The following is a 12,368-nucleotide window of genomic DNA, read 5'->3' on the forward strand; positions in this document are numbered from 1 at the left end:
GGCGGCGGTAGTGGTACGACGTCTCGTGCGGATGACATGTGCTCAAGGCTGCCAGCGCGAGATATGTCGTCAGATGACAGTCTACATTTGGTGATGCACAACTTCCAATGTGGTGTTTACCCTGCCGCCGCCCTGAAACCCAGCAGACGCGGGGTCGACGCGGCTGAGCGCTTGCATTCGGCGCAGTCGCCTCGCCCGAAGCGTCGATAATAAGACGTCTGATGTCTATGCGCGTTTCGCACGCCCGGTCCACGAACAAGTCATCATTTTTGCGACAGACGCTATGATGGCTGATGTCCAGACGTCACCTGACGTCGGCCGCGCCCGCGGGCGCGCATTTCCAGCCGATCAGTCAACCAGCCAAGCAATGAGCAGCCTTACTGAGAAAGTGGTGGCCACCCTTTCCGATGACATCCGCCGCGGCGTCCTGCGACCAGGCGACCGCATCCCCACCGAAGTCGCGATGATGAAGCAGCTGTCGGTCAGCCGCTCCGTGGTACGCGAAGCGATCTCCCGCCTGCAAGCCGCCAAAGTGGTGGAAACACGGCACGGCATCGGCACCTTCGTGCTGGCGCCTGCCGCCGAGAAAGCGATGGAACTGCCCGCCGCCGATCTGTCGAGCATGCTCGACGTGATGGCGATCATTGAATTCCGTATCGACGTGGAAGCGGCGTCGGCTGCGCTCGCCGCCGCGCGGCGCACCGACCAGAGCCTCAAGCAGATGCGCGCGGCGCTGGAGCGCTTCGAGTCCGAACTGGAGCGCGGCAGCACGGACACGCTCGCGCACGACGTCGAGTTTCATTTGCAGATCGCGCGTGCGAGCGGCAATCGTTATTTTTTCGACGTGTTGAGCCAGTTGGGAAGCGGCGTCAGCCCGCGCACGCGTCTTGGCTCGGCCGAGATTGCCAGGCTCGATCAGATCGAAACGCTGCGCCACGTGCTCAACGAACACCAGTTGATCTATCGCGCAATCGAGCGCCAGGATCCCGACGACGCCCGCGCGGCAATGCGCATGCATCTGAGCAACAGCCGCGAACGGCTGCGCCGCGCGCACGAGTCGAGCCGGCCGAAAGCGTAGCCGGAAGCGAACGCGGCCCGCTGCCGGTGTGCGGGTTCAGCCGCGCGGCGGCGCTTCGATCTCGAGCCCCATCAACGCCGAACTCAAGGATTTGCCGTGCGCGTCGAGCGCGAGCGAACGCGTGACGCCTCCGCCGAGCGCCTCGCCGAGCACGAAGTTGAATGCCGCAATGGCAGGCAGCTCATAGCGCATCACGCTGCCGCGCACGACCTCGGCGAGATGCGCCTTGACACGCTCGGCCGTCAACACCGCGCGTAGATGCTCGTAGTGCCGTGCGTCGTAGCAAATTACCGAGATGTTCAGCGTATTGCCCTTGTCGCCGGTTCGGGAATGAGCAAGCTCACGTAGTTTCATCTCACGCCTCCACCATCGTGAACGTCGGCTTCACGAGTTCGCGCGGCAACAGCACGGACTGAACCGCGACGACTTCGCGTGCCGACTTGGTCACTCCGCCGCCGCCGGCCGGACCATTCGTGTACAGAGTTTCCACCTCGTTGCCGATCTGCACGGCCTGTGCGAGCGATGCGGCGCGTCCGCTCACGCGCGCCCGCACTTCGTAGGGCTCGGCAAACCCGGCGGCCAGGGCCTCGCCATGCAACGCATTGACGCCGATGAGATCGAAGCGCACTTCGTGCGCCTGAACGCCCGTCAGCGTGAGCCGCTCACGCACGATGTCGAGCGCGAGGCGAGCGCGCGCCATCGCGCCCGGACCCGCATATGAAATCTGTCCTTCGCCGATGAACCCGTCGAAATACGCGACCGACACCTTCAGCGTGCCGGTGCGCGGCCCGCCGTTGCCGCCGCTCACGCGCACGCGGTCCGGGCCTTCCTGCTCGACGCGCACTCGCGAGAAGTCAGCGGCCACGTCGGGCTGCAGATAGCGCTGGGGATCGTGAATCTCGTAGAGCAACTGCTCCTTGCAGGTCGCCTCGGTCACGCGTCCGCCTGCATCCTCGAGCTTGGTGATGATTACCGCGCCGTTTGCATCGACTTCCGCGATCGGAAAGCCGAGTCTTGCAAGCGCGGGAACGTCCTTGAAACCGGGGTCCGCGAAATAGCCGCCGGTGATTTGCCCCGCGCATTCCATTAAATGGCCGATCGCGGTTGCCTGACCCAGCGTCGGCCAGTCGTCCATGCGCCAGCCGAATTCGTGGATCAGCGGCGCGACGAACAGCGACGGGTCGGCCACGCGTCCCGTCAGGACGATCTGCGCGTTGGCCTCCAGCGCCTCGACGAGCGCACCCGCGCCCAGATAGGCATTCGCGGCAACGAGCCGCGCGCGGTAGTCCGCGACGCGCTCGCCGGACTCTTCAAAGCGGTAGTCGCCGCTGCGCACGGCGCCGAGCACATCGTCGCCGGTCACCGCGGCGATCTTGAGGCCGCCAAGGCCCAGCGAGCGCGCGACCTCGGCCGTCTTGCGCGCCGCCGCCAGCGGATTTGCGGCGCCCATGTTCGAGACGATGCGCACACCATTGCGTACCGCCGCGGGCAGGACCGCCTTCATGCGCGTTTCGAGCAAGGGGTCATAGCCGCGCTCGGCGTCTTTACTGCGCGCCTGCTGCGCGATAGCGATGGTGCGTTCGGCGAGACACTCGAACACGAGATAGTCGAGCGCGCCGCGCTCCGCCAGTTCGACCGCGGGCTCGATGCGGTCGCCCGAATAGCCCGCGCCCGCACCGATTCGCACAAGGCGTTGCCGCTGAGTGACTGTCATGCTGCTCTCTTTTTCGTCAAACTCACAGTGAAAACACTCCCAGCGCGACGCAGGCAATCGTCATCACGATGCTTGCGCCGAACAACAGGGGAAACGTGAAGCGCTGGTGATCGGCGAGCTCGATGCCGCACAAGCCGACCACAAGGAAAGTGGCAGGCGTCAGCGGACTGACGGGAAAGCCCGTCGTCATCTGGCCGAGCAACGCGGCCTGGCCCACCTGCACCGCAGGCACGCCGAGCTGGCCGGCCACTTCCGCGATAACCGGCAGGACGCCGAAGTAAAACGAGTCCGGATCGAACAGCATGCTTAGCGGCATGGACACAATGCCGAGCGCGACGGGAATGTGACTCGCCATCTCGGGCGGGACGAAGCCGACCGCCGCTTGCGCCATCGCCTTCAACATGCCGCTGCCCTGCATGATGCCGGTGAACACGCCGGCTGCGAGCAGAATGCCGGCCATCATCAACGCGGCCCGCGCGTGCGCATCGACACGTTTGCGCTGCATGTCGACGTTCGGGTAATTGACCATTAGCGCGATGCACAGACCCACCATGAACATGATCGCGGGCGGGATTTTCTCGCCCATCACGACCATCGTGCCCAGCACGACGAGCGTAAGCACGATGTTGAACCAGAAGTTCTTCGGACGGCGCAGCGCCTGCTCGTCAGGCGTCAGTTCGCGCCTGGGCATGGGCACCGAGCCGCTCGCGGCGGTGAGACCGAGCCGCTTTTCCTCACGGCGGCCGAGCCAGAACGCGGCGCCGAACACAAAGACAAGGCCGATTGCCTGCACCGGAATGAGCGGGTTGAACAGCGACGAAACCGGCAGATGCAGCGAAGCGGACGCGCGGATCATCGGCCCGGTCCACGGTAGAAAGTTGATGCCCGCCGCCATCGACACCGCCGCGGCCAGCACGCGCCGGTCCATTTTGAGGCGGTCGTACAGCGGCAGCATCGCCGGAATGGTCACGAGAAAGCACACCGCGCCGGAGCCGTCGAGGTGGATCAGCAGCGCGAGCAATGTCGTGCCAACCACGATGCGCGTCGGGCGCGTGCCGACCGCACGCAGAATGCGGTCGATGATCGGATCGAGTGTGCCCGCGTCGGTAATGGTGCCGAAGTAAAGAATCGCGAATACGAACATGCCGACCACGGGCGCGAGGCCCTTTAACCCGTCGATCACGAACTTGCTCGTTTGAAAGCCGAACCCGCCGAGCAGCGACGCGGCGATCGGCACGATGATGAGCGCCACCAGCGGCGACATGCGTTTGGACAGAATGGCGCCCAGCAGCACGACGATGGTGGCGAGCCCCAGCAATGGCAGTGGCATGTGCTTTGTCTCCAATGTTGTTTTTTGCTGTGAGCGAGCGTAAGTTTCTTGCAGCAATAAAACAATTGAAATGATTTGATCGCAGCAATTACAAATTGGTATGGATCTGAACCTTCGAGACATTCGCGCTTTCGTGGCCGTCGCGCAAACGGGCAGTTTTACGCAGGCCGCCACGCGTCTGCATCTTTCGCAGCCGGCGTTGACAGTGCAGATCCGGCGCCTCGAGGAAACGCTTGGCCTGCGGCTATTCGATCGCAATAGCCGCAACGTCATGCTCACGGCTACCGGCCGCGATCTGCTGCCGCTGCTGCAGAAGTCGCTGCACGACATGGAGCAGGTGCTGATCGACGCCAGGGCGCTCGGCCACGGTGCGAGCGGCACCGTGCGCATTGCCTGCTTGCCCACCTTCGCGGCGAGTTCGCTGCCCGAGCTGGTACAGACGCTGAAAAAAGCGGTGCCGCGCGTGAGCTTTCAGGTGCGCGACGTGGTCGCGAGCATGGTCAATACGCTGGTGCGCAATGAAGAGGCCGACATTGGGCTGACGGGCGGCAAGCTCGACGACGAACATCTGGAAGTGCTGCACGCGGGCATAGACAGACTCGTGGTGGTTTGCCCGAAGCGGCATCCGCTTGCGAGGCGGCGGCGCATCGAGTTGGCGGATCTTGCCGCGACGCCGCTGGTGCTCACCGCGCAAGGCACGAGCGTGCGCGCGGTAGTGGACAGCGCCTTTGCCAATGCGCGCTGCGTGCCTGAGATTGCCTGCGAGCCGACTTACATGATGAGCGCGGTGGCGATGGTTCGCGCGGGCCTGGGCGTGACGATACTGCCGGCGTCGGCGCGCGAAGTCAGAGCTGAGCCGGAGCTGGCGACGCGTCCCGTCGACGACCCCGCGTTCACGCGGCCTATCGCGCTCATCAAGAAGCGCGGGCGCACATTGCCGCCGGTCACTGAGACATTCGTGGGCATGCTGATTGAGAAGCTGCAGTCCGCGTGAGCGCCGGGCGGCGCCGCTGGCTTTGACCGGCTAAATTCCGTAGGTTGGATTGCTTTGCGCGCCGCGATGCTGGCACGCTTACGTAGTCTGATAGCGACGCGGCGGCCCCGCCCCCTGCATCGGCCACCAGAACGTCGGCTCCTGCCCGCAATCGACAAAACGGAGACAACCGCAATGGCCTCTTCCCACGAAACGCGAGACGCCCCACAAGACGACACGCTCGAGCATTTCGCGGCGCATGGCGCGCCGCCGCTGCCTGCGCCGAGCGACTCGGGTTGGGTCGAGCGCGAAGGCGCGCGAATCTGGTATGCGTCTTACGACAAAGGCGGAGGCGAACGCAACGGTCAGGGCAAGCCGGTGATCCTGCTGCATGGCGGGCTGGGTCACAGCGGCAACTGGGGCTATCAGGTGCGAGCGCTGCTCGATGCCGGCCGCTCCGTGGCAGTGATCGACAGCCGCGGCCACGGGCGCAGCACCCGCGATGCACGTCCATACAAATACGAACTGATGGCGTCCGACGTGCTCGCCGTAATGGACACGCTCGCTATCCAGCAAGCGGCGCTAGTCGGCTGGAGCGACGGGGCCTGTGTGGCGATGGTGCTAGCCATGATGGCGCCGGAGCGCGTTGCCGGCGTGCTCTTCTTTGGCTGCAACATGGATCCTGGCGGCACAACGGAGTTCGTGGCGACGCCGGTGATCGACCGCTGTTTCAACCGTCACCGTGAGGACTATGCGCGGCTTTCCGCTACGCCGGACGCGTTCGACGCCTTTGTGGCGGCCGTCACCGAAATGATGAGGACCGAGCCCAACTATGCCGCGCACGACCTCGCACGCATCCGCGTGCCTGTCCTCATCGCGCACAGCGAGCATGACGAATTCATCAAGGCCGACCATGCCGAATACCTCGCACACAGTATTCCGGGCGCGCGGTTGCGGGTGCTTGCCGGCGTCAGTCACTTCGCGCCGCTGCAACGGCCCGCGCTGTTCAATGAAGTGATGCTGGACTTTGTTGCCCGCGTGCTTTTATGAGCGAGGTCTGCGCAACGCATTCACACCTGTATCGCCGGAACCCCCGATTTTTCACGATGTGACACGCGCGCTTGCTTCGTAAAAAACCGTGGTGCGTGGCACAAATCCGCCATTTCGCAATGTCGCTCCGCGTTGCATATCGCAAAACGCGACGCGCAACCAACTGTTTTATAAGCGAAATTTTCCCTCCATCGAACCGTCTTTGATCGGCTCGCGCCGCCGCCTGCTGACGTAGACTCTTTTACAAGAGCAGGCGCTTCATGCGGTGCAGTCGAACAAATGGAATGACACGTTTACGACCGCCCTCCAGATGCCGCATATGAAACCGCCCATGCACCGCGATTTTTTTATTGGCAATTGGGAGACTAAAAATGAAAGGCTTTCGCTTTGGATCGACCCAAGGAGCGTTCTACATTCTGCCCGGCCAGGACGGTTGGGAAGCAACCTACGGCAACGACAAACTCGGCGAGTTTTCGAGCCCGCAGCAGGCGGCTGACGACCTCGCGCGCGGCTTGACCTGCCCGCATCTGTCGGAAGTCGATACGTCGACGCTCGAAATTCCGGAGAAACTGAGCGACTGGGAAATCGTTCACGTTTGATGGACCGCATGACGCGCGTCTACGTGACGAAGCCAGAAACGACGATGGCGCCCGAAAGCGCCATCGTCTTTGTTACGGCTTACTGCGCTTACTGGTTAAGCGCCTCGGCCTTACTTGATCGAGTCCACGATGTGATTCAGCGTGGCGCTCGGGCGCATCGCCTTGCTGGTCAACTCGACGTTCGGACGGTAGTAACCGCCAATGTCCACCGGCTTGCCTTGCGCTGCGCGCAATTCTTCCAGGATCTTCGCTTCGTTGTCGGCCATTGCCTTCGCCACGCCGGCGAACTGAGCCTGCAACGCGGCGTCTTCGGTTTGCGCGGCCAGTGCTTCCGCCCAGTACATCGCGAGGTAGAAGTGGCTGCCACGGTTGTCGAGACCGCCAACCTTGCGCGCCGGCGACTTGTCGTTGTCGAGGAACTTGCCGGTTGCCTGGTCCAGCGTCTTCGCGAGAACCTGCGCCTTCGGGTTGTGGTACGCGTTGCTCAGGTGTTCGAGCGACGCAGCCAGCGCGAGGAATTCGCCCAGCGAGTCCCAACGCAGGAAACCTTCTTCCACCAGTTGCTGAACGTGTTTCGGCGCCGAGCCGCCCGCGCCGGTTTCGAACATGCCGCCGCCTGCCATCAGCGGGACGATGGAGAGCATCTTCGCGCTGGTGCCCAATTCCATGATCGGGAACAGGTCGGTCAGGTAGTCGCGCAGCACGTTGCCGGTGACCGAAATGGTGTCCTTGCCGGCGCGGATGCGCTCCAGCGAGAACTTCGTCGCCTCGACCGGGGTCATGATGCGAATGTCGAGCCCGCTCGTGTCGTGGTTCTTCAGATACTGCTCGACCTTCTTGATGATCTGCGCGTCGTGCGCACGTGCTGCGTCGAGCCAGAACACTGCCGGCGTGTTGGTGGCGCGCGCGCGGTTCACCGCGAGCTTCACCCAGTCCTGCACCGGCGCGTCTTTTGTCTGGCACATGCGCCAGATGTCGCCAGCTTCCACCGGCTGTTCGATCAGCACCGCGCCGCTTGCGTCGGTCACGCGGACCACGCCGTCGGCCGGAATCTGGAAGGTCTTGTCGTGCGAGCCGTACTCTTCCGCGGCTTGTGCCATCAGGCCGACGTTCGGCACCGTGCCCATCGTGACCGGGTCGAACGCGCCGTTCTTCTTGCAGTCTTCGATCACGGCCTGATACACGCCCGCGTAGCAGCGGTCGGGAATCACGGCCTTGGCGTCGTGCAGCGCGCCGTCCGCGCCCCACATCTTGCCCGACTCGCGGATCATGGCCGGCATGGACGCGTCGACAATCACGTCGCTCGGCACGTGCAGGCTGGTAATGCCCTTGTCCGAGTTGACCATGGCGAGTTGCGGACGCTGCTCGTACTGTGCCTTGATGTCGGCTTCGATCTGTGCAGCCGTGTCAGCCGGCAGGTCCTTCAGGCGCGCATACAGGTCGCCGATACCGTTGTTCGGGTTAAAGCCGGCCTGCGCCAGCGCGTCAGCATGCTTGGTCAGCACGTCTTTGTAGAACACCGACACCACGTGGCCGAAGATGATCGGATCGGACACCTTCATCATGGTGGCCTTCAGGTGCACCGAGAACAGCACGCCGTTCGCCTTGGCGTCGTTGATCTGCGCCTCGATGAAGCTGCGCAGCGCGTTCTTGCTGAGCACGGAAGCGTCGATGATCTCGCCTGCCTGCACCGCGGTCTTTTCCTTCAGAACCGTCTTCGTGCCGTCGGCGGCTGTCAGTTCGATTTTCACCGTGCCCGCCGCGCCGATCAGCGCCGACTTTTCGCTGCCGTAGAAGTCGCCGCCGCTCATGTGCGCCACGTGCGACTTCGAGTCGGCAGTCCACGCGCCCATCTTGTGCGGATGCTTGCGCGCATAGTTCTTGACCGACAGCGGTGCGCGGCGGTCCGAGTTGCCTTCGCGCAGCACTGGGTTGACCGCGCTGCCCTTGATCTTGTCGTAGCGTGCCTTGACGTCTTTTTCCGCGTCGGTCGTGGCAACGTCCGGATACGGCGGCAGCTTGTAGCCCTGGTCGCGCAATTCGGTAATTGCGGCCTTCAGTTGCGGCACCGAAGCGCTGATGTTCGGCAGCTTGATGATGTTCGCTTCAGGGCGCGTGGTGAGTCCACCCAGCTCCGCCAGATCGTCGGAACCCTTCTGTTCCGCGCTCAGGTAGTCCGGAAATGCAGCGATGATCCGGCCGGCAAGCGAGATGTCGCGCGTTTCAACGATCACGTCGGACGAGCGCGTGAACGCCTTGACGATCGGCAGCAGCGAATAAGTCGCCAGAGCAGGCGCTTCGTCGGTGAGGGTGTAGATGATCTTCGGCGGTGTGGACATGTTTGATGCTTTGCTAGATGAAGTGAGAGACAGAGCGTTGGAAGCGCTGAGCCAGCGAATTGCGGCGAAGCGGCAAAACGCAGCGCGACCCACGGCACTACTTTTTGCGGCCCGAGCGTGAGTATATGCGTGTTTTGCCCTCTTCGCTGCTAAACAAACATGCCGAACAACCGTGCGAAACTAGCCGGATGCCCGCCGGACAAGGGTTTGAGCGATTTCACCTAGTCCGAAAGACATATGTCTTATAGATGACCCAAGGTCAAAAAACTTTCCTTGATGAGAACGGCTCTCAATTTCGGGGCATTGCAGTTCACCGATGTAATCAAACGCTTAAGATCGCGGCGGCGTTCCGCTGCTCAGCCAGTAACTCCGTCGTTTTCGCGATAGCTCTGCGCCATCGCGACCACCACCTTGCGCGGTCCTTCAAAAGGGTCGCGGGCGTGCGCCGTCAACATGTTGTCGAGCATCAGCACGTCGCCGGTCTGCCACGGAAACACGATGCGCTGCTCGTCCAGCACGCCGCGAATCTGCGCGAGCGCGTCGGCCTCGAGCGGCGCGCCGTCGCCGTAATACACATTGCGCGGCACGTTTTCGAGGCCCACCGAATCGATCAATGCGTCCTGCATGTCCTGGTCGAGCGACGAAAGGTGGAACAGGTTCACCTGATTGAACCAGACGCTCTCGCCCGTGCGCGGGTGCCGCGCCACCGCCTGGCAGCGCTCGCGCGTGCGCAGGAGCAACTCGCCGTCTTCACTGTCGCGCCATTCGCATGCAATGCCCCGAGCGCGGCAAATGCGCTCCACCACCGCGGGGTCGTCCGAGCCGAACGCCTGTTCCCACGGCAGGTCCAGCCCTTGCCCGAAGTTGCGCACATAGAGCAGCTCCCGGCTCTCGAAGCGCGCGACGAGCGCCGGGTCGAGCGCGCGATAAATCGCGCGACTGTCCGCGATTGGCGTCGCGCCGCCGGAACGCGCGGCAAGTGCACAGTGAAACCAGATGCGCAACGGCCATTCGCGCGTGTACGACTGTTCGTTATGCAAAGGAATCGACCGGTGCGGCGGATATTCCGTCGACGTGTACACCGCGCCTTCGACCTGGCTGCGCGGCGTAGACGCGAATTCATAACCGATCAGCGGATGCCCGAACGAAGCCGCGAAACCTTGGAACGCGTCAATCGACTCGACCCGAAAGCCGGTGAAGAGCACGCCGCCGGCACGTTCGAGCGTTTCGTCGACGATTGCGTGCAGCAAGGGCGTCGCCTCGCTCAGTGACAGGTCGGCGCCGGCGCGCGGCGAGACCACGGTGGGCAGCCCCGGTTCGATGGAAAGATTGGCAAATGTAGGGTGCGACAACGAAAGCAGGGTCATGGAAAATCCTCTGGCAGACGCGGCGCGCCGGCGTTGGGTAGAGCGCGCGCAGTTGTGCGGTGCTGACGGGAGCGGCCCGGTCCGGCGGCGCGGACCACTAACGACGCGCTGCGCCGCGCCCGACCCTCGCCGTAGCGCATCATGCAGGCAACACCACGAACTAGTCCGGCGAGCAATAACGAGACGGTGACAATCTAACGCAAACGCGAATCATTCTCAACAACCATCTGAAAATACCCGCGCAGATAATGCACAGCGCCCACCTGCGAGGATGAAGATCAACCACCAATCTGGCGGCTGAGCGGCCAAGCCAGATCTGGTACAACTGATACATGCGCCGCCTGACAAACCGGCGCGGCGTCAAAACTAAATGTGTTCTGGAGACGCGACATGACGAACGTATTCCGCTTTCAAACAGTGCCGACGCTCGTCGTCGAATTCGGCGCGGCGCGCCGGCTGGGCGCGCTGTTGCGCGCGCAGTTTCCGGCGCTTGACCGTATATGCGTGGTCACGGACGGCTTTTTGCACCAGAGCGGTTTGCTGGCCCCCGCCCTTGCCGATCTGGCGGCGCATGGCTGGCAAGCGAGCGTGATTGACGACGTGATCGCCGATCCGCCCGAGCACGTGGTGCTTGAAGCGACAGCCCGCGCGCGCAGCGCCGGCGCCGAGATCGTGCTCGGGCTGGGCGGCGGGTCGTCAATGGACGTGGCCAAGCTGATCGCGGTGCTCGCTCCGCAGCAGGAGCAGGCGCTCGGCGACATGTATGGCGTCAACAAGATCACCGTGTCGCGCTTGCCGCTCGTGCAGATGCCGACAACCGCGGGCACCGGGTCCGAAGTGACGGCTGTGTCGATTGTCACGGTCGGCGAGGCGAAGAAAATGGGCGTGGTCGCGCCGCAACTGATCGCCGACCTCGCCATTCTTGATGCCGAACTGACGCTCGGGTTGCCGGTTGCCGCAACGGCGGCGACGGGTATCGACGCCATGGTTCACGCTATCGAAGCGTTCACATCCGCGCACCTGAAAAATCCGATCTCCGACATGCTCGCGATAAAGGCGCTCGAACTGCTGTCGCGCAACCTGCTGCCCGCCTGCCAGGACGGCAGCAACCGCGCGGCGCGTGAGGCGATGCTGCTAGGCGCAACGTTCGCGGGACAGGCGTTCGCCAACTCGCCGGTGGCGGCCGTGCATGCGCTGGCGTATCCGATTGGCGGCATTTACCACGTACCGCACGGGCTTTCGAACGCGCTCGTGCTGCCGCATGTGTTGCGTTTCAACGCTGAAGCGGCAGCCCATCTGTATGCGGAACTCGCGGAGGTGGTGGTGCCCGGGGTGACCGGCGACGCCGAAAACAGGACGCGCGCGCTGATCGACAAGCTCGAAGAGATGATTGCAGCCACGGGCATTCCGGCGCGCTTGCGCGATGTGGGCATCCAGCCGGACGGACTTCCGGGAATGGCAAGCGACGCCATGTTGCAGACACGGCTGCTCGTGAACAACCCGCGGCCAGTCAGTGAGAACGATGCGCTGGCAATTTATCGTGCCGCGTTTTGAAACGCGGCGCGCCGTTACGGGAAACGCTGTGCGTTACGTAGCGCGCGCAGGAACATTGAGGCGCGGACGCCCGGTTTCCCGGAGATCTTTCGCACTTAATTCTGCGAATTGCCCCCACTGACCGTGATTCAAACGCCTTTTGGCCGTTTCGCGCTTTTTCAGACTGATGGCGTAGGACTTGCAGAGATGTCCCCGTTAAACAACTTTCAACGGGGACATCATGATGAAATTCGCTGGCCGCACCGCTATTGCTGTTGCGACGTCGACATTGCTCGCACTTTACGGCTGCGGATCGACGCTCACTACGCCTGGAAAGACCGGGCTCACGCCTAGCACCAGCGGGCTCGGCGGCGGAGGTTTGGGC

The 12,368-nt window shown here is 63.3% G+C and carries 10 protein-coding genes; 5 read left to right on the forward strand and 5 right to left on the reverse strand.

Annotated elements, in window-relative coordinates; translation table 11 throughout:
- Positions 1-367 precede the first annotated feature (367 nt).
- On the forward strand, positions 368-1,078 hold the full coding sequence (locus tag JNB89_RS11650; RefSeq protein WP_013342386.1) for a FadR/GntR family transcriptional regulator: 711 nt from the start codon (positions 368-370) through the stop codon (positions 1,076-1,078).
- A 36-nt stretch (positions 1,079-1,114) separates the two neighbouring features.
- On the opposite strand, the gene JNB89_RS11655 is transcribed toward JNB89_RS11650, so the two are convergent.
- The 3 genes from JNB89_RS11655 to JNB89_RS11665 are packed head-to-tail and all read right to left on the reverse strand — an operon-like array spanning position 1,115 to position 4,122.
- On the reverse strand, positions 1,115-1,432 hold the full coding sequence (locus JNB89_RS11655; RefSeq protein WP_013342385.1) for an AtuA-related protein: 318 nt from the start codon (positions 1,430-1,432) through the stop codon (positions 1,115-1,117).
- Position 1,433: 1 nt separating this feature from the next.
- Positions 1,434-2,792, reverse strand: coding sequence for an acyclic terpene utilization AtuA family protein (locus tag JNB89_RS11660; RefSeq protein WP_220362284.1), 1,359 nt, complete (start codon positions 2,790-2,792; stop codon positions 1,434-1,436).
- Positions 2,793-2,814: 22 nt separating this feature from the next.
- The gene (locus JNB89_RS11665; protein ID WP_220362285.1) at positions 2,815-4,122 is read right to left on the reverse strand and encodes a CitMHS family transporter; all 1,308 of its coding nucleotides are present in this window, start codon (positions 4,120-4,122) and stop codon (positions 2,815-2,817) included.
- Positions 4,123-4,222: 100 nt separating this feature from the next.
- Here JNB89_RS11665 and JNB89_RS11670 point away from each other — a divergent pair, with 100 nt between their 5' ends.
- The 3 genes from JNB89_RS11670 to JNB89_RS11680 all read left to right on the forward strand — a co-directional run bounded on the left by JNB89_RS11670 (position 4,223) and on the right by JNB89_RS11680 (position 6,744).
- Positions 4,223-5,116: a LysR family transcriptional regulator gene (locus JNB89_RS11670; protein ID WP_220362286.1), complete on the forward strand. Its 894-nt coding sequence runs from the start codon at positions 4,223-4,225 to the stop codon at positions 5,114-5,116.
- A gap of 174 nt (positions 5,117-5,290) precedes the next feature.
- The gene (locus tag JNB89_RS11675) at positions 5,291-6,145 is read left to right on the forward strand and encodes an alpha/beta fold hydrolase (RefSeq protein WP_220362287.1); all 855 of its coding nucleotides are present in this window, start codon (positions 5,291-5,293) and stop codon (positions 6,143-6,145) included.
- A 371-nt stretch (positions 6,146-6,516) separates the two neighbouring features.
- Positions 6,517-6,744: a hypothetical protein gene (locus JNB89_RS11680; RefSeq protein WP_013342380.1), complete on the forward strand. Its 228-nt coding sequence runs from the start codon at positions 6,517-6,519 to the stop codon at positions 6,742-6,744.
- A gap of 110 nt (positions 6,745-6,854) precedes the next feature.
- Here the strand turns inward: JNB89_RS11680 and JNB89_RS11685 are convergent, their stop codons facing one another.
- A complete protein-coding gene (locus JNB89_RS11685; protein WP_220362288.1) occupies positions 6,855-9,083 on the reverse strand; it encodes an NADP-dependent isocitrate dehydrogenase in 2,229 nt (742 codons plus the stop codon).
- A gap of 356 nt (positions 9,084-9,439) precedes the next feature.
- Positions 9,440-10,450, reverse strand: a complete 1,011-nt coding sequence (locus tag JNB89_RS11690) for a TauD/TfdA family dioxygenase (RefSeq protein ID WP_220362289.1) — start codon at positions 10,448-10,450, stop codon at positions 9,440-9,442.
- Between the two features lie 390 nt (positions 10,451-10,840).
- On the opposite strand from JNB89_RS11690, the gene JNB89_RS11695 reads away from it, so the two are divergent.
- Positions 10,841-12,004: an iron-containing alcohol dehydrogenase gene (locus tag JNB89_RS11695; protein ID WP_220362290.1), complete on the forward strand. Its 1,164-nt coding sequence runs from the start codon at positions 10,841-10,843 to the stop codon at positions 12,002-12,004.
- Positions 12,005-12,368 lie beyond the last annotated feature (364 nt).

It is taken from the genome of Paraburkholderia phenoliruptrix (assembly GCF_019511605.1).
Classification (GTDB): Bacteria; Pseudomonadota; Gammaproteobacteria; order Burkholderiales; family Burkholderiaceae; genus Paraburkholderia; species Paraburkholderia phenoliruptrix_A.